This is a genomic window from Micromonospora sp. NPDC051924 (assembly GCF_055586005.1).
The window spans coordinates 1-17,386 of record NZ_JBVJJA010000033.1 but is presented as its reverse complement, the minus strand read 5'-3'; the positions used below and the strand labels follow the sequence as shown (position 1 = coordinate 17,386).

Genomic DNA, 17,386 nt, shown 5'->3' with positions numbered 1-17,386 from the left:
CCAGGGAGTGGGGCACGGCCGGATCGGCCCCCTGGGAGTCTGTGTGAAGAACCTCCGTCGCAAGACACTGGCCGCCGCGTCCGCCCTGACGCTCGGCGTCGGCCTCGCCCTCACCGGCGGGCTGGCTCCGGCGGCGGCCGCCGGACCGGACACCTCGTATCTGGTCCTCGCCCCGCAGGGCGCCAACACCAGCCAGGCCGCCGCCCGCGTGGCGGCCGCCAACGGCACCGTCGTGGCCACCTACGACCAGATCGGTGTGCTCGTCGTCCGCTCGACCAACCCGGAATTCGCCACCCAGGTGGCGGGCGCGGGCGTCGAGTCGGTCGCCGCCACCACCGGCCTGGGCACCGCCCTCGACGAGGGCGAGACCGTGGAGGTCTCCGCGGCCGACGTCGCCAACGCCACCGGCGACCCGGCCATGGAGCCGCTCTACGGGCAGCAGTGGGACATGAACATGATCCGCCTGCCGCAGGCCCACGCGGTGACCACCGGCAGCTCGAACGTCGTCGTCGGCGTGCTGGACAGCGGTATCTCCAGCAGCCACCCGGACCTGGCGACCCAGATCGCCAAGGACAAGAGCACCTCCTGCCTGGGCGGTGTCGTCGACACCACCGAGGCGGCGTGGAACCCGACCACCAGCGACCACGGCACCCACGTGGCCGGCACCATCGCCGCCGCCGTCAACGGCGTCGGCGTGACCGGCATCGCGCCGGGCGTCAAGGTCGCCGCCGTCAAGGTGGTCAACGACGACGGCTACATCTACCCGGAGGCTGCGGTCTGCGGGTTCATGTGGGCCGCCACCCACGGGATGCAGCTGACCAACAACAGCTACTACATCGACCCGTGGGAGCTGAACTGCCGCAACGACGCGCGCCAGCGTCCGGTGTGGCAGGCCGTGCAGCGGGCCATCCGCTTCTCGCAGTCCAAGGGCGTGCTCAACGTGGCGTCCGCGGGCAACTCCAACTACGACCTGGCCCACAAGATCTCCGACTACGGCAGCCCGGACGACGGGACGCCGGAGGCGCGCGAGAACCTGACCAGCGCCTGCATGGACCTCCCTGCGGAGGCTCCGGGCGTGGTGACCGTCTCCGCGGTCGGGCCGACCGGCGCGAAGAGCTACTACTCCTCGTACGGTCTGGGCGTGGTGGACGTGACGGCGCCGGGTGGCGACACCCGGTACCGGACCCAGGGTGTGCGCTCGACCCTCACCGACGCCATCCTGTCGACGACCTTCAACACCGCCACCAAGACCAACGGGTGGGGTTACAAGCAGGGCACCTCGATGTCTGGCCCGCACGCCACCGGCGTCGCGGCGCTGGCGCTGTCCGCGCACCCCGGGCTGACCCCGGGCGCGCTGGCGGCGTTCCTGGAGGGTACGTCGGTGGCGCAGTCCTGCCCGGAGGGCGTCTACAACCCGGTGCCGCTGATCTCGTCGGGCCCGCACGCGTACGACGCGACCTGCTCCGGCGGCGCGCGTAACTCGTTCTACGGCGCCGGCATGGTCGACGCGTACAACGTGGTGAGGTAGGCGGTAGCGAAACCCTGGTGGGGCCCGGCGACACGTCGCCGGGCCCCATCCGTTTCGCCGCTCATCGCTCGGGTAGTGGATCACCGTCGACAGCCCGTACGAGGAGGTGCCGGTGTCCACCGACGCGATCGTCCTGCTCAAAGAGGACCACAAGGAGATGCGCCGCCTGTTCCGCGAGTTCGAGAAGGCGGAGGACGGCCCGGCCGCCCGCCGGCAGGAACTGGTGAACGAGATCCTGGCCGCCCTCACCGTGCACACGTACCTCGAGAACGAGGTGATGTACCCGGAGATCCGCCGGCTCCTGCCCGACCTGGAGGACGACATCCTCGAGTCGTACGAGGAGCACCACGTGGCGGACCTGCTCTGCGCCGAACTCGCCGGCCTGGACGCCACCGACGAGCGGTTCGTCGCCAAGACCACGGTGCTGATCGAGAACGTCGAGCATCACGTCGAGGAGGAGGAGCAGGAGTGGTTCCCGAAGGTCCGCGAGGCGCTCGGCCGTAACCAGCTCCAGGAGATCGGCGAGCGGATGATCGCCCTGCGCCCCGACGCCCCGCGCAGCCCCGAGGACCCGAAGGCGCGCAGGAGCGCCCGCGACGCCGCCACCGCCTGACCTCCACCCCCTGACGGGCCCGACCTGCGCGGTCGGGCCCGTCACGTGTCGCCCGCCGGGATGTACCCGGTAGGATCGGCGCGGGCCGTGACTGGCGCGTGGGGATGGAGCACCATCGGGAAGCGGTCCCGTCGCAAGGACGCACGCCGAGCGCCTGGGCCTTCCGCACGTCATCAGGAGGTCGCATGTCGCCGAACGCCGAGTCCACCGCCTTCCGCAGCGCGCTGGAGGTGATCCGCGCCGTCGAGCCGCGGGTGGCGGACGCCATCGGGCAGGAGCTGGCCGACCAGCGCGAGTCGCTCAAGCTCATCGCCAGCGAGAACTACGCCTCCCCCGCGACCCTGCTGGCCATGGGCAACTGGTTCAGCGACAAGTACGCGGAGGGCACCGTCGGCCGCCGGTTCTACGCCGGCTGCCAGAACGTCGACACCGTCGAGGCGCTCGCCGCCGAGCACGCGAAGGAGCTGTTCGGCGCCGCCCACGCGTACGTGCAGCCGCACTCGGGCATCGACGCCAACCTGGTCGCCTTCTGGGCGGTCCTGGCCGACCGGATCGAGTCGCCGGCCCTGAAGAAGGCCCAGGTACGGCAGGTCAACGAGCTCACCGAGGCAGACTGGTTCGCGCTCCGCCGCGAGCTGGGCAACCAGCGGATGCTGGGCATGTCGCTGGACGCCGGCGGCCACCTCACCCACGGCTTCCGCCCGAACATCTCCGGCAAGATGTTCGACCAGCGCAGCTACGGCACCGACCCGGCCACCGGCCTGATCGACTACGACAAGGTCGCCGAGGCGGCCCGCGAGTTCAAGCCGCTGATCCTGGTCGCCGGCTACTCGGCGTACCCCCGTAAGGTCAACTTCCGGATCATGCGGGAGATCGCCGACTCGGTCGGCGCCACCTTCATGGTCGACATGGCGCACTTCGCCGGCCTGGTCGCGGGCAAGGTCTTCACCGGCGACTTCGACCCGGTGCCGCACGCGCACATCGTCACCACCACCACCCACAAGTCGCTGCGCGGCCCGCGCGGCGGCCTCGTGCTCTGCGGCCCGGAGCTGGCCGACCAGGTCGACCGGGGCTGCCCGATGGTGCTCGGCGGCCCGCTGCCGCATGTGATGGCCGCCAAGGCGGTGGCCCTGGCCGAGGCGCGCCGCCCCGACTTCGCCGACTACGCGCAGCGCATCGTCGCCAACGCCCAGGCGCTCGCCGAGGGGCTGCTGCGCCGGGGCGCGAAGCTGGTCACCGGCGGCACCGACAACCACCTGGTGCTGATCGACGTCTCCGGGTACGGCCTGACCGGCCGGCAGGCCGAACAGGCGCTGCTCGACTCGGGCATCGTGACCAACCGCAACGCGGTGCCGCAGGACCCGAACGGCGCCTGGTACACCTCCGGCATCCGGATCGGCACCCCGGCGCTGACCACCCGGGGCCTGGGCACCGCCGAGATGGACACCACGGCCGAGCTGATCCACACCGTGCTCAGCCAGACCACCCCAGGCGAGTCCAAGGCGAAGTACGTGCTCGACCCAGCCCTGGCCGACAAGGTGAACAAGCAGGCCAGCGAGCTGTTGGCCGGCTTCCCCCTCTACTCCGCCGTCGACCTCGGCTGACAACCTCTCCCGGCGCCCCGCCCGGCCCACCGGCCGGCGCGGGGCGCCTGCTTTCGCCCCTGCGCGTGCTCGCCGGAGGACAGGAACAGGTTCTCTCCATCTGCAAACTTGATGACGCAGACGAGGTGGGCACCGGCCGTGGGCGGACGGCGGCGGTCAGGACGTGGCGCGGCGGCGGAGCGCGCGGAGGCGGTGCAGGACCTCGGTGCCGCCGCGGCCGAAGTGGTCGTGCAGGGCACGGTACTCGGCGTACAGCTCGTCGTAGGCGGCGGCGCGGGCCGGATCCGGGTACCAGGTCTCGCGGCGCGGCGCGGCCATCGCCGCCGAGGCCGTCTCCACGTCGGGGTACGCCCCGGCGGCCGCTGCCGCGTGGATCGCCGAGCCCAGGGCGGCCGGGTGCGCGGCGTCGACCACGTGCAGCGGGCGGCGCAGCACGTCGGCGTAGATACGCAGCAGCAGCCGGTTGGCGGTCAGCCCACCGGCGGCGGTCAGCTCGTCGACGCGTACCCCGGCGGATTCGAACGCCTCGACGACCGTGCGGGCGCCGAACGCGGTCGCCTCGAGCAGGGCCCGCCAGATCTCTTCCGGCCGGGTGGCCAGGGTCAGCCCGACCAGCACCCCGCTCAGCTCGTGGTCCATCAGCACCGAGCGGTTGCCGCTGTGCCAGTCCAGCGCGAGCAGCCCGTGCCCGCCCACCGGCTGGTCGGCGGCGAGGGCGTCCAGCAGCTCGGGCACCGGCACGCCGCGCCGCCGGGCCTGCTCGACGTACCCGGCGGACAGGGCGCGGTCCAGGTACCAGGCGAAGATGTCCCCGACCCCGCTCTGTCCGGCCTCGTAGCCCCAGCGGCCGGCGGTCACCCCGTCCTCGACGACACCGCAGACGCCGGGGACCTCCCGGCAGGCGTCCGCATTCATGATCAGGCAGGTGGAGGTGCCGAGCACGGCGAGCATCCGGCCCGGCGCGACCGCGCCGGCCGCCGCCGCGGTGACGTGGGCGTCGATGCCGCCGACGGCCACCGCGACGCCCTCCGGCAGTCCGGTCCACCGGGCCGCCCGAGGGGTGAGACCACCCGCCCGGGTGCCGGGCGGCAGCACCGGCCCGTCGATCTTCGGCAGCAGCGCGGGCAGCTCGGGGTGGAGCGCGGCGAGGAACTCCGGGCCCGGGTACCGCCCGTCCTGGCGCAGGCCCTTGAAGCCGGCGGCGGAGGCGTTGCGGGTCACCCGTCCGCAGAGCTGCCAGACCAGCCAGTCGGCGGTCTCGATCCACCGCTCGGCCCGGTGGAAGACCTCCGGGTCCTCCTCCAGCACCTGGAGCACCTTGGCGAGCTGCCACTCGGCGGACACCCGGCCCCCGTAGCGGGGCAGCCAGGAGTCGCCCCGGGCGGCGGCCAGCGAGGTGATCCGGCCGGCCTGCCGCTGCGCGGCGTGGTGCTTCCAGAGCTTCGGCCAGGCGTGCGGCCGCGCGCGCAGCACGGTCAGCTCCGCGAGCGGGGTGCCGTCGGCGCGGGTGGGCAGCAGCGTGCACGAGGTCGCGTCGAGGCCGATGCCGACCACGTCGGCCGGCTCGATCCCGGCGGCGCGGACGGCGGCGGGCACCGCGCGGCGCAGCACCTCGCGGTGGTCGGCCGGGTCCTGCAAGGCCCAGTCGGGTGGCAGCGGCGACCCGTCCGGCAGCCACTCGGTGAGCACCCCGCTCGGGTACTCGTGGACCGCGCTGCCCAGCTCCGCACCGGTGGCCACGTCCACCACGACGGCCCGCCCGGAGAGCGTCCCGAAGTCCAACCCGACGACGTACCGACCCACCGTGGCTCCCTCCCCCACCGCCGGGGGGCCAGGCTAGTCGGTCAGCGCAGGGGCCGCTTCAGGTGGTAGCGGTGCACCTCGGTGCTGCCCTGCACGTTGTTCACGTCCTCGGCGGCGGAAACGAGCTCCCAGCCCTCGCGGCCGACCCGGTTGAGGTGCGCGATGGCCGTGTCGCCGTACGCGGTCACGTCGGTGCGCGACCCGTCCGGGGCGTACCAGACGAACGAGACGTGGAAGTTGCGGCCCTGCCCCTGATAGCGGCGGACCAGCAACGCGTACTCCCAGGCAACCATCGGTCCATTATCTACGGACGGACCATCGGCCGGATGGCGGCCAGCTCGTCGGTGATCAACGCGGCGAGCCGGTCCAGCCCGAGGTCGATCCGGTCCGGCGTGACCGCGCTGACCGACAGCCGCAGCGCGTTCACCGGCGCGCCGTCGTCGTAGAAGTGGGCCATCGGGGTCCAGAGCACCCCGTACTCGCGGGCGGAACGGTGCAGCAACCCGTCGTCCACCTCGAACGGCACGGTCACCACCACGAAGAAGCCGCCGGCCGGGACGTTCCAGCGCACCGGACCGCCGGCCGGGAAGCGGCGCGCCAGGCCGTCCACCAGGTGCCGCAGGTTGCGGGCGTACGCGGCCCGCTCCCGGACATTCGCCGCCACCAGCGAGCAGTCGTGCGCCAGCAGCGCCCCGCCGATCACCGCCTGCGCGATCGGCGAGGTGTTCACGGTGACCATGCTCTTGATCTTGGCGAGCTGGTCGGCGAGCGGCCCGGCCGTCCCGTCCGAACCGGCCACCCGCTGGTCGGCGACCACGTACCCGACCCGGGCGCCGGGCAGCACGGTCTTGGCGAACGAGCCCAGGTAGACCACCCGGCGCCGGGTGTCCAGCGCCTTGAGGGTGGGCAACCGCTCGGCGCTGCCGGCCGGGAAGAGGCCGTACGGGTTGTCCTCGATCAGCAGCAGCTCCTCCTCGGCGGCGAGGTCGAGCAGCTGCCGCCGCTGGGCCAGGTCCATGCTGACCCCGGACGGGTTGGCGAAGTCGGGCATCACGTAGCAGGCGCGCGGGCGCAGCCCCTCGGCCCGGGCGCGGCGCAGCTGCTCCCGCAGGTCGGCCAGGTCGATCCCGGCCGGGCCGCCGGTGACCGGGCGCACCGGCAGGTCGACCAGTCGGGCGGCCCCGGTCAGCCCCACGTACGTGGGCGCGACGGCGAGCAGCACGTCCGCCGGCCCGGCGCGCAACGCCCGCAGCACCAGGAACATCGCCTCCTGGCAGCCGACGGTCACCACGATGGTCTCCGGGTCGACGGTGATCCCCTCGTCCACCGCGAGGTTGCGGGCGATCAGGTGGTGCACGATGCCCTTGGTCCGGCCGTACTGGAGCAGGGTCCGGTCCACCTGGACCGGGCGCAGCCCGAGGTCGTCGGCGAGGTGCCGGCGGAACCGGTCCAGGTGCGCGGGCAGCACGCCCGCGTCGAAGAACTCCTCGTACGGCCGCCCGGCGGCGAACGACACCGCGTCCGGGTAGTGCTGCGCCACCTCGTTGAGGAAGTTCATCGAGTTCAGCGCGGGGTCGTCGACGCTTGCGTGCAGCGCCGCCACAGTCAGGTCCACCGGCTCCACGGTCAGCCTCCAATCAGGGTGCGCAGGTGCCGCGCTGCGGCCGGGTCGGCACAGCCGGCGAGGGTGAGCGCGTCCCGCAGCTCGGCGGCGAGCAGCGCCAGCGCCGCCTCGGCGCCGACCCGGCCGCCGGCCGCCAGGGCCCAGAGCAGGGGCCGGCCGACCAGCACGCCGGCCGCGCCGAGGGCGAGCGCGCGCAGCACGTCGGTGCCGCTGCGCACCCCGCCGTCGAAGAGCACCGCGCACCGCTCCCCCACCGCCGCCGCCACCTCGGGCAGCACCGTCGCCGACGCCGGGGCGCCGTCGAGCTGCCGGCCGCCGTGGTTGGAGACCACCACGGCGTCCGCGCCGGCCTCCGCCGCGCGCACCGCGTCGCGCGGGTCGAGCACGCCCTTCACCACCAGCGGCAGCGGCGTACGCTCCCGCAGCCAGGCCAGGTCCGCCCAGCTCATCGCGGGGTGGAAGACGGCGCCGGTGTGCGCCGCCACCGCGGACCTCCCGGGCGCGCCCCGGTGGGCCAGGTCGTCCCGGCCGCCCGCCAGGTTGGCCGCGCTGACGTGCGCCGGCAGCGCGAAGCCGTTGCGCACGTCCCGCAGCCGCCGGCCGAGGACCGGCACGTCCACGGTGACCATCAGCGCGGCGCAGCCGGCCGCCTGCGCCCGGTCCACCAGATCGGCCACCCGGCCCCGGTCGCGCAGCCAGTAGAGCTGGAACCACACCGCGCCGCCGGCCGCCGCCACCTCCTCCAGCGGCGTGCTGGCCACGGTGCTGGCCACGTAGGGCACGCCGGCGATCCGGGCGGCGGCCGCCAGGGCCACCTCGCCGTCCGGGTGCAGCAGTTTCTGGTACGCCATCGGCGCGACCGCGGCCGGCAGGGCGGACGTCCCGCCGGGCAGTGCCGCCCCGGTACGCGGGGTGTCCACGCCGGTCAGCACCCGGGGCAGCACCGCCACCCGGTCCAGGGCGGCCCGGTTGGCGGCGAGGGTGGTCTCCGCGCCGCTGCCGCCCTCGACGAAGTCCCACACCGCCGCCGGCAGCACCGCCCGGGCCAACTCGGCGAACTCGGCCAGGCTGGCGGGCGGGACGAACCCCGCCGGCTCCGGGGGCTCGGCGGCCGGCGGCGGAACGGGCGGGTCGGTGACTGCCGGTTCAGCCATGCTCGGCCCCGTCCGCCACCGGGCCGGCGGTCCCGACCGACGTCAGGCCGAACCGGTCGCGCAGGAAGGACGCCGCCTGCTCCTGGGCCCGCCGGCCGGCGTCGAACACCCCGGGCATGGCGAAGAAGCCATGGACCATGCCGGCGTACCGGGTCGCCGCAGTGGGGACGCCCGCCTCCCGCAGCCGGGCGGCGTACCGCTCCCCCTCGTCGCGCAGCGGGTCGTGCTCGGCGGTGATGACCAGCGCCGGGGGCAACCCGGCGAGGTCCTCGGCAAGCAGCGGCGAGGCGAGCGGGTGGGCCGCGTCGGCCGGGTCGGCGAGGTAGTGCTGCCGGTACCAGGCGACGGAGTGCCGGTTGAACAGCAGCGGGTCCTCGTCGGCCGCGGCCGGACCGGGCCGCTGGTCGGTGTTCGGGTAGACCAGCAGCTGGGCGACGAGCCGGGGAGCGCCGTCGGCGCGGGCCAGCAGGGTGACCGCGGCGGCGAGGTTGCCGCCGGCGCTGTCCCCGCCGACCGCGAGCCGGTCCCGGTCGACACCGGCCTCGTCGGGGTGCGCGGCGAGCCAGCGCAGCGCGGAGTAGCAGTCGTCGACGGCGGCCGGGAAGCGGTGCTCGGGGGCCAGCCGGTAGCCGACGGTCACGGTCTGGCAGCCGGTGGCGTTGACCAGCCGTCGGCAGATCCCGTCGGCGGTGTCCACGCTGCCGAGCGTCCAGCCGCCACCGAAGAACCAGACCAGGGTGGGCAGCGGGCCGTCTCCGGCCGGCCGGTGGATCCGTACCGGCAGCGGCCCGTCCGGGCCGGGGACCTGCGTGTCGCGTACCGCTGCGACGGGCTCGACCGCGCCGGAGCCGGCACGGATCGCGGCGAGGTCGGCGGCGCGGGCCTCGGCCAGGGTCTGGGTGTAGAGCGGTGCGGTGCCGGCGGCGGCGCGGGCGGCCCGCCACGCGACCACCTGCGGGTCGAGGGCCATGGTGGACTCCTAGCTGCCGGTGGTGACGAAGAGCTTGTCGATGCCGCGCAGGAAGAGGCTGCCGCTGTACGTGAAGTCCCGGGTGACCTGCAGGCGGGGGAAGCGGGCGAAGAGGCGGGGCAGGGCGAGCCGGCCCTCCAGCTTGGACACCGCCGAGCCGAGGCAGAAGTGCAGCCCCACGCCGAAGGCGAGCGACGGCGGGCCGTCCCGGTGCGGGTCGAACCGGTCCGGGTCGGGGAAGCGGGCCGGGTCGCGGTTGGCGGCGGCGATCAGCAGCAGCACGTTCTCGTCCGCCCTGACCGGCACGCCGCCCAGCTCGGTGTCGCGCGGCGCGGAGCGGGCCAGGAAGTGCACCGGGCTCTCCATCCGCAGGATCTCGTCCACGCAGCCGCGGGCCAGCGCGTCGTCGCCGGGCAGCGCGGCGACCACCTCGGGGTGGGCCAGCAGCAGCGGCAGGCCGTTGCTGAACATGTAGACGGTGGTGACGAAGCTGGCGTTGAAGAGCACGATCAGGTTGCTGATCAGCTCCTCCTCGGTCAGCTCCACCCCGCCGGCGTCGAGCACCTCGACCAGCCCGCTGATCAGGTCCGCGCCGGGCTGCCGCCGCCGGTGGGCGATCAGGTCCCGGTAGTAGGCGCGCAGCTCCTCGGCGGCCTGGTTGGCCCGGGCCAGCCGTTCCGGGGTCTTGCCCGCGACGTCCATGTACTCGTCGATCCAGTCGACCCGCTGCCGGTACCAGGCCAGGTCCGCCTGCGGCAGGCCGATGAACTCGGCCATCACCAGGGCCGGGACCGGGTACGCGAAGTCGGCGACGAAGTCCACCTCGGCCCCGCCGGCGCCGGCCTCGGCCATCCGGTCCAGCCGCTCGTCGACGACCCGGACGATCACCGGCTCCAGCGCGCCCAGCCGGCGCGGGGTGAAGGTCTTCGCGAAGACCGACCGCATCCGGGTGTGGTCCGGCGGGTTGATGAACATCATCGAGCTGAGGAAGGTACGCAGGATATCCTGCTGCTCCCAGCCCGGCGGGAAGCCCTTGTACCACTCCGGGTCGCGCAGCACCTGGTCGACCAGGTCGTAGCCGCCGGCGACGGCGGTGATGGTGCTGTGCTCGGCGCGGATCGGGATCGCGTGGACCGGCCCGTGCTCGTGCAGGGCCGCGTACCACGGGTAGGGGTTCTGCCGGCCCTGCTCGCTGTACAGGCCGGTCAGGATCTCGTCGACGTCCACGGCGGTGGTTCCTCCCCAGGAATAGGCGGCGGGGGCGGCGTGGTGCCGACGCCGCCCCCGCCTGGTGTCACAGGCCGAGCAGTCGCAGCGGTACGGCGTCCGCCATGGCCTGGGCGCCGCTGTCGTTCGGGTGGATGTGGTCCCCGGCGTCGTACGCCGGCAGCAGCCGGCTCGGGTGCGCCGGGTCGCGCAGCACGGCGTCGAAGTCGAGCACGCCGTCGAACTCCGCCGTGCCCGCGCCACGCAGCCAGGCGTTCACCGCCTGCCGGGTGGCCTCCTTCTCCTCCGTCCACACCCCCGGTCCGCCGTTGCCCTCGTACGGGGTGACGGTGCCGACCAGGCTGGTCAGGCCGCGCTCCCTGGCCTGCTGGTTGATCTGCCGCAGGGTGGCGATGATGCTCTCGGCACTGTCGCCGTTCATCCAGATGTCGTTGATGCCCAGATGGGTGATGAGGGTGCGCACCCCGGTCTGCGGGAAGACGTCCTCGTTGAGCCGGGCCAGGGCGTTCGGGCCGAGTTCGTAGTAGCCGGGGAAGCCGCCCGCCCCGGGCTCGGTGCCCTCGTGGTTGAGCCGGTTGCCGGAGAGGCTCATGTTCAGCACGCCGGGGGTGCGGACCTCGGGCCGGGCGTCGATGAGCCGCTTGGCGAGGAGGTCCGGCCAGCGCCGGTCCTCGTTGACGGTGCTGCCGTTGCCGTCGCCGATGGAGTCGCCGAGGACGACCACCGCGCCGGGGCTCATCCGGCGTTCCACGTCGACGCCCGAGAGGAACATCCAGCAGCAGTTCGGCTTGATGGTGAAGCCCGCGCCGCCGGCGGCGGTGGTCAGGTCGGTGGCGCCGATGAAGTTGGTGACCCGGGACTGGCCGTGGAACGACACCGGGCCGGTGAGCACCGGGAAGTACACCGTGACGACCAGGTCCTCCTGCTCGTCGACCGGGAAGTCCAGCGGGTCGCTGAGCAGCTCGGCGCCCTTGTTGATGGTGGCCGAGGTGGCGCCGGAGAAGGTGAGCTCCCGGACGGTGGCCGGGTCGATGTCGGACCGGTCCTCGGTGCCGGTGTCGGGCCGGGCGACGGTGGCGTGGCCGACCTTCACGGCCTGCTCGCCGTAGAGGTTGGTCAGCCGGACCCGGAGCCGGTCGCCGCCGACGGTGGTCTGCACGGTCATCCGGATGCTCTGGTTGTTCAGGCCGGTGTTGGTCAGGCCCACGGTGTTGCCGCGGGTCACCGCCGCGGCCCAGCTCGCCGCCCATTCGCTGCGCCCACGCAGGGCGCTGTCGGTGTCGGCGGGGCCGGCGCTCGCGGTGACCGCCGGGGTGCCGGCGATCAGCAGCGTGGCGGCGGAAGCTATGACGTGCCATCTCTTCGGGGTCGGCATTGATCCTCCATCGTCGGCAGCCCCGGGCACGGTCGGATCGACAACGATGCCTGGGTGATGGACCGGAAACTAGCCGTCCACGAAGACGAGCGTCAATCAACCTGATCGACATGATCGAATGCCTTCGGGGTGCCGGCGGGCACCGTTCGGCTCTGTCCTGTCCGGACGCGAGGTGCCTACCCTCGGAACCGGCGGCGGTGCGGTCGCCGACCCTGGCACCTGTCGTCGCGTCCCGGCCCTGACCTGCCCGGACGCCGTTCCCGGCGGCCTGCGCGGGCGGATCCCCGCCGGCCGCCGCCCGATCACGATGGGAGCTCTGCGATGACTGACGGCGCCGACCGACCGACGTCCTATGTGCACCGGGCGCTGGAGCTGTTCGCCGGCTTCGGCGACCGCGAGGCGCTCGTCGGCGGCGGCCGGCGGCTGACCTACCCACAGGTCGCCGGTGAGGTACGCGGCCTGGCTGGTGCGTTGCTGCGGCACGGCGTACGGCCCGGCGACGCGGTGCTGGTGATGCTCGGCAACGCCGTCGAGGGCCCGCTGCTCCAGCTCGCCCTGCACCTGCTCGGCTGCCGGACCATGTGGGTCGCCCCGGTCACCTCCCGACGGGAGGTCGACGAGTTCGTCGCCCTCGCCCGCCCGGACGCCTTCGTGTACGACGCCCGCGACGGCGACTCGCTCGGACCGGAGATCGCCGCCGGGCTGTCGGGCGTACCGGTGCTCTGCCTCGGCCCCGGCGGCGCCGGACCGGACCTCACCACCGACCTGGCCGCGGCGGTCGACCTGCCCGCCGACGTGCCCGCTCCCGAATCGTTCCTGCAGACCAGCGGGACCACCGGCACGCCCAAGCTGGTGCACCACCGGGAGAGCTTCTACCGGCAGGTGCTCGCGCTGGCCGCGGACTTCCGGGCGGCCGGCTTCCCGCTGCTGCGGCACCTGTCGCACTCCCCGATGTGGCTGGCCAGCGGCCAGATCACCACCCTGTTCAACCTGTTCACCGGCGGGGTGCTGTTCCTGCGCGACCGGTGGGACCCGGCGGTGTTCATCCGGACCGTGGACGCCGAGCGGCTCACCTCCACCTTCGTCACCCCGCCGATGCTCTACGAGGTGCTCGACCACCCGGCGCTGGACGGGGCCGACTTCTCCGCCATGTTCATGTTCAACGTGGGCGCCGGGCCCGCCGCGCCGGCCCGGCTGCGGCAGGCGATCGCCCGCTTCGGCCCGTGCCTGCGGATCGTGTACGGGCTCAGCGAGGCGGTGGTGATCTGCGCGTTGCCGGGGTTGACCGAGGACCCGGCGCACCCGGAGCGGCTGCGCTCCTGCGGCCGGCCGTACGGGGACGTGGCGGTGGAGATCCGCGACGCCGAGGGCCGGGTGCTGCCGGCGGGCGCGGACGGCGAGGTGTGGGTCCGGACGAAGCTCAGCTTCGCCGGCTACCACGGCCAGCCGGGGCTGACCGCCGAGACGCTGGTCGACGACTGGGTCCGCACCCGCGACATCGGCCACCTGGACGACGACGGCTACCTCTACCTGGTCGACCGGCTCCAGGACCGGATCCTCACCCGGCGGCGCAGCTGGCCGATCTACTCCCGCCCGATCGAGGACGTGCTCGCCGCCCACCCCGGGGTACGCGCCGCCGCGGTGATCGGCGTGCCGGACCCGGTCGCCGGGGAGCTGCCGTACGCGTACGTGGTGCCGGCGCCGGGGGCGGCGGTGACCGGCGACGAGCTGATCGCGCTGGTGACCGGGGAGCTGAGCGACACCTGGGCGCCCGGCGCGGTGGAGTTCGTCGACGCGCTGCCGCTGAACCGCTCGGCCAAGATCGACAAGCGCGCCCTGCGCGCCCGGTACGCGGCCGCCCACCCGGCCGACGCGGAGTCGGTGGGCACCGTGCTCGGGAGTTCGGCGTGACCCCGCGCCGGGAGCTGTACAGCTTGGTCGGGGCGGACCTGCTGTCCAACCTGGGCACCCGGATCTCGGTGGTGGCCATCCCCTGGCTGGTGCTGGAAACCACCGGCAGCCCGACCCGGATGGGTCTGGTCGCGGCGGCCGAGACGCTGCCGTACATGCTCTCCAGCGCCCTGGCGACCCCGTGGGCGGACCGGTTCGGGGTGCGCCGCACGGCGGTCACGGTGGACGCGGCCAGCGCGGCGGCGATGGCCGTGGTGGCGCTCGCCCCGTGGCTCGGGTTCGGCGCGCTGCTGGTGCTGGTCGCGGTGGCCGGTGGCCTGCGCGGCATCGGCGATCGGGTCAAGCATGTGCTGTTCAAGCCGGCCGCCGAGCGGGCCGGGGTGCCGCTGATCCGGCTCACCTCCGCGTACGACGGGCTGACCCGAGGCATGACGCTGTTCGGCGCGGTGCTCGGCGGGCTGCTCATCGACTGGGTCGGGGTGACCCGGGCGATCTGGCTCGACGCGGCCACGTTCGCGGTCTGCGCGCTGCTGATCGGCGTGCTGGTCCGCCCGCCCGCGCCGACGCAGCCCGCCCCTCGGGAGAGCTACCTGCGCGCGCTGCGCGGCGGCTTCGGCCACCTGCGTACCGACCGGGTGCTGCTGAGCATGCTGATCGTGGTCTCGGTGTCGAACATGTTCGCCAACGCGAGCGTCGCCGTGTGGATCCCGCTCTGGGTCGACCGGGTGCTCGGCGACCCGGCCGGCTTCGGCCTGCTGCTCGGGGTGTTCTCCGGCGGGGCGCTGCTGGGCAACCTGCTCTTCACCGTGGCCGGCGCGCGGCTGCCCCGCCGGCTCACCTTCGCGCTGGGCGTCACGCTCAGCGGCACGCCCCGGCTGCTCGCGCTCGCCCTCAGCGACCACCTGGCGGTGGTGCTCACCGTGACGTTCCTGTCCGGCATCGCGATCGCGGCGGTGAACCCGCTGCTCGGCGCGGCCCTCTACGAGCGGGTGCCGGAGTCGTTGCAGACCCGGGTACTGGGCATCGCCGGATCGGTGGCGTTCCTCGGCCTGCCGGTGGGGGCGTTGCTCGGCGGCTGGTCGGTGGCGCTGCTGGGGCTGACCCCGGCGCTGCTGGTGATGGCCGTGGTCTGCCTGGTGTTCACGGTCGGCCCGCTGCTGCTGACCGGGTCGTGGGTGGGCCGCCCGGCGCCGGAGCCGGCGGTGTCCGCACCGGCCTAGCCGCCGCCGGCGGTACGAGACCTACTCCGGCAAGGTTCGCGCGGCGCCCTGCTCGGCGAGCTGGTCCACGTGTCGTTCGACCCCGACGACCATCCGCGCGAACTCGTTCACCAGGTTCACCTCGTACCGGTCGGCGAGGACCAGCACCGACCAGAGGCAGTCGGCCAGCTCGTGCTCGAGGCGCTCCCGCGCGTCCGGCAGCTCCCGCCGCCCCTCCACCGCCAGCACCAGCTTCGCCAGGTCGCCCACGTCCCCGACGAAGCCGAGCATCAGATCCTCGGCACGCCACGGCTCGCGGCCCTCGGCCACGTGGTGCCGGTCGTACCGCTCGGCGACGGCCCGCGCCCGGGCCTGCAACTCGGCAAGATCCATCCGGGCACTGTAGTCGCCGGATCGGCGTAGGGTCGGCCCATGGCGACCTGGGACGACGTACGTCGGATCGCGCTCGCCCTGCCCGAGACCACCGAGCGGGGCAGCCACAACCCCGGATTGCCGCAACTTGAGTCGATCACGCCGGGGCCCCGCCGGCGGCGCGGACCGCCGCCTCCGGGGTGTCGACGTGGATCGGACCGGGGACCGGCTCGCCGTGGGCGTCGACGATCCGCCAGCCGCCGAGCACCACCACCGGGATGTCGCCCCGGCGCATCGCCAGCGCCACCTCGCTGAGCGTGCCCCAGGAGCCGCCGATCGCGATCACCGCGTCCGCGCTCCACACCAGGATCGCGTTGCGGGCCTGCCCCATGTTGGTGACCAGGTGCGCGGAGACCTCGGCCGGGCCCGGGTCGCTGCCGTCGTCGGGGCGTACCCCGATGACCAGGCCGTCGCGGGCGCGGGCGCCGGCGGCGACGGCGGCCATCACGCCGCCCCCGCCGCCGCAGAGCACGGTGACCCCGCGCTCGGCCAGCAACTCCCCCACCCGCCGGGCGTGCGCCACTTCGGCCGGGGTGGCCCGCGCCGGGCCGCAGACCGCCACCTGCATCCGTCTACCTCCCGAAGAAGGGTCAGGCCGGCGTGAGCACGGCCTCCTTGAGCAGGCGGCGGGCCAGGACGAGCCGGTCCGCGTCGTCGTCCAGGCCGGGCAGATCGCCGACCCGGGTGACCTCGCCGGCGAGCACGGCCCGCAGCGCCGGCTCGCAGGTGCCGGGCAGGGTGATGGTGCGGTCGAAGAGCCGCAGCGCCACCCGGCCGTCCCCGGTCGCGGTGAGCTGCCAGCGCAGTCCGGCCCGCGGCGCGACCCGGCTCTCCGCGTCGAGCGCGGCGAGGGCGGCGGCCTGGGCGAGCGGGCGGATCGGCGCGGGTCGGGCGGCCGGCCAGGCCCGTCCGCGCAACCGGGCGGCCACTGCGGCCGGGTCGGCCCGCAGCAGCCAGTCACGCAGCGCCTCGACGGTCTCGGTCAGTTCCGGCTCGATCGCGTCCGGGTCAGCGACGTCGATGCCGAAGGGCAGGCCGGCGCGCAGCCGGGGGTCCTCGGCGGCGAGCGCCAGCAGCTCTTCGACCAGGGCGTACCGGGTCAGCGCGCGGATGCCCACGGTCAGGTGCAGGGAGCTGGACTCCTGCGCCTGCGCGCTGTGCAGCCAGCCGCGCGGCAGATACAGCGCGTCACCCGGTTCGAGCACCACGTCCAGCGCGGGCCGCCCCTCGGCGACGGCCGACACCTCGTCGGCCCGGCCGCCCCAGGGCTGCTTCTCCAGCGGGTCGGGCAGCACGGGCGGGTGGATCCGCCAGTGCTTGCGGCCGTCGACCTGGAGCACGAAGACGTCGTGGGTGTCGTAGTGGGTGGCGAAGCCCTGGCTGCCGGCCGGGGTCAGGTAGGCGTTGACCTGCAAGGGCTGGGCCAGGGCGGCGCCCAGGTCGCGGGCGAAGTCGACCAGCGCCGGCCAGATCCGGTGCAGACCCTGCAGGACCAGGGTCGCGCCGTCGGCGTACAGCGCCAGGACCTTCTCGTCGAGGACCTGGTCGCCGATCTCGGCGCCCGCGCCGCCTCCGCCGATGTACCGCGCCGCCGGCACCAGCTGGCCGTCCTTCGCCACCCGCAGGAACGGGGTACGCAGGCCGCGCCGGCTGAGCAGCTCGTCGGCGTCGGCGGGGCTGAGCAGGTCGGTGAAGCCGGCGGGGTTGGGCAGCTCGGCGGCCCGGCACAGCAGCGGGCTGCGACCCCAGTGGTCGGCGGCGAACTTGGCCGGTTCCACCGCCACGCAGCGGGCCAGCGCGTCGGTCGCGGAAAACGGAACCGGGGGGGGGGGGGGGGGGGGGGGGGGGGGGGGGGGGGGGGGGGGGGGGGGGGGGGGGGGGGGGGGGGGGGGGGGACGGGGGGGGGGGGGGGGGGGGTAGGAGCCGGAAGGGCCCGCACTCACGCG

Annotated in this window: 15 protein-coding genes and 1 riboswitch; of the genes, 5 read left to right on the top strand and 10 right to left on the bottom strand. The window is 74.3% G+C overall.

Annotated features, from left to right (window positions below):
* Positions 1-43 precede the first annotated feature (43 nt).
* The 3 genes from ACZ6S5_RS23960 (at position 44) to ACZ6S5_RS23950 (ending at position 3,745) form a co-directional block, all read left to right on the top strand.
* Positions 44-1,528 carry a S8 family peptidase gene (locus tag ACZ6S5_RS23960; RefSeq protein ID WP_466003860.1) on the top strand — a complete coding sequence of 495 codons (1,485 nt, stop codon included), beginning with the start codon at positions 44-46 and terminating at the stop codon, positions 1,526-1,528.
* A 112-nt stretch (positions 1,529-1,640) separates the two neighbouring features.
* The gene (locus ACZ6S5_RS23955) at positions 1,641-2,141 is read left to right on the top strand and encodes a hemerythrin domain-containing protein (protein ID WP_466003858.1); all 501 of its coding nucleotides are present in this window, start codon (positions 1,641-1,643) and stop codon (positions 2,139-2,141) included.
* 77 nt (positions 2,142-2,218) lie between these two features.
* Positions 2,219-2,308, top strand: a riboswitch (ZMP/ZTP riboswitch).
* An 18-nt stretch (positions 2,309-2,326) separates the two neighbouring features.
* Entirely contained in the window at positions 2,327-3,745 is a 1,419-nt protein-coding gene (locus ACZ6S5_RS23950) for a glycine hydroxymethyltransferase (protein ID WP_466003856.1), read from the top strand.
* Positions 3,746-3,901: 156 nt separating this feature from the next.
* Here ACZ6S5_RS23950 and araB read toward each other — a convergent pair whose 3' ends face one another.
* From araB to ACZ6S5_RS23915, 7 genes are all read right to left on the bottom strand, one after another.
* Entirely contained in the window at positions 3,902-5,548 is a 1,647-nt protein-coding gene (gene araB, locus ACZ6S5_RS23945; protein WP_466003854.1) for a ribulokinase, read from the bottom strand.
* Between the two features lie 41 nt (positions 5,549-5,589).
* The gene (locus ACZ6S5_RS23940; RefSeq protein WP_091658185.1) at positions 5,590-5,841 is read right to left on the bottom strand and encodes a hypothetical protein; all 252 of its coding nucleotides are present in this window, start codon (positions 5,839-5,841) and stop codon (positions 5,590-5,592) included.
* A gap of 11 nt (positions 5,842-5,852) precedes the next feature.
* The gene (locus tag ACZ6S5_RS23935; RefSeq protein ID WP_466003967.1) at positions 5,853-7,226 is read right to left on the bottom strand and encodes an aminotransferase-like domain-containing protein; all 1,374 of its coding nucleotides are present in this window, start codon (positions 7,224-7,226) and stop codon (positions 5,853-5,855) included.
* On the bottom strand, positions 7,175-8,326 hold the full coding sequence (locus tag ACZ6S5_RS23930; protein WP_466003852.1) for an alpha-hydroxy acid oxidase: 1,152 nt from the start codon (positions 8,324-8,326) through the stop codon (positions 7,175-7,177). The genes ACZ6S5_RS23935 and ACZ6S5_RS23930 overlap by 52 nt, the downstream gene beginning before the upstream one ends.
* A complete protein-coding gene (locus ACZ6S5_RS23925; RefSeq protein WP_466003850.1) occupies positions 8,319-9,296 on the bottom strand; it encodes an alpha/beta hydrolase in 978 nt (325 codons plus the stop codon). The genes ACZ6S5_RS23930 and ACZ6S5_RS23925 overlap by 8 nt, the downstream gene beginning before the upstream one ends.
* Positions 9,297-9,305: 9 nt before the next feature.
* Complete coding sequence (locus ACZ6S5_RS23920; RefSeq protein WP_466003848.1) at positions 9,306-10,523, bottom strand: cytochrome P450; 1,218 nt, start codon at positions 10,521-10,523, stop codon at positions 9,306-9,308.
* Between the two features lie 67 nt (positions 10,524-10,590).
* On the bottom strand, positions 10,591-11,871 hold the full coding sequence (locus ACZ6S5_RS23915) for an SGNH/GDSL hydrolase family protein (RefSeq protein ID WP_466003966.1): 1,281 nt from the start codon (positions 11,869-11,871) through the stop codon (positions 10,591-10,593).
* A gap of 348 nt (positions 11,872-12,219) precedes the next feature.
* Here ACZ6S5_RS23915 and ACZ6S5_RS23910 point away from each other — a divergent pair, with 348 nt between their 5' ends.
* Together ACZ6S5_RS23910 and ACZ6S5_RS23905 are read left to right on the top strand one after the other, a co-directional pair.
* Positions 12,220-13,809 carry a class I adenylate-forming enzyme family protein gene (locus ACZ6S5_RS23910; protein ID WP_466003846.1) on the top strand — a complete coding sequence of 530 codons (1,590 nt, stop codon included), beginning with the start codon at positions 12,220-12,222 and terminating at the stop codon, positions 13,807-13,809.
* Positions 13,806-15,029 carry an MFS transporter gene (locus ACZ6S5_RS23905; RefSeq protein WP_466003844.1) on the top strand — a complete coding sequence of 408 codons (1,224 nt, stop codon included), beginning with the start codon at positions 13,806-13,808 and terminating at the stop codon, positions 15,027-15,029. The genes ACZ6S5_RS23910 and ACZ6S5_RS23905 overlap by 4 nt, the downstream gene beginning before the upstream one ends.
* Positions 15,030-15,050: 21 nt before the next feature.
* Here the strand turns inward: ACZ6S5_RS23905 and ACZ6S5_RS23900 are convergent, their stop codons facing one another.
* The 3 genes from ACZ6S5_RS23900 to ACZ6S5_RS23890 all read right to left on the bottom strand — a co-directional run bounded on the left by ACZ6S5_RS23900 (position 15,051) and on the right by ACZ6S5_RS23890 (position 17,236).
* A complete protein-coding gene (locus ACZ6S5_RS23900; protein WP_466003842.1) occupies positions 15,051-15,401 on the bottom strand; it encodes a nucleoside triphosphate pyrophosphohydrolase family protein in 351 nt (116 codons plus the stop codon).
* A 136-nt stretch (positions 15,402-15,537) separates the two neighbouring features.
* Positions 15,538-16,008, bottom strand: coding sequence for an SLOG cluster 4 domain-containing protein (locus ACZ6S5_RS23895; protein ID WP_466003840.1), 471 nt, complete (start codon positions 16,006-16,008; stop codon positions 15,538-15,540).
* Between the two features lie 22 nt (positions 16,009-16,030).
* The gene (locus tag ACZ6S5_RS23890) at positions 16,031-17,236 is read right to left on the bottom strand and encodes a cupin domain-containing protein (protein ID WP_466003964.1); all 1,206 of its coding nucleotides are present in this window, start codon (positions 17,234-17,236) and stop codon (positions 16,031-16,033) included.
* Positions 17,237-17,386: the final 150 nt, after the last annotated feature.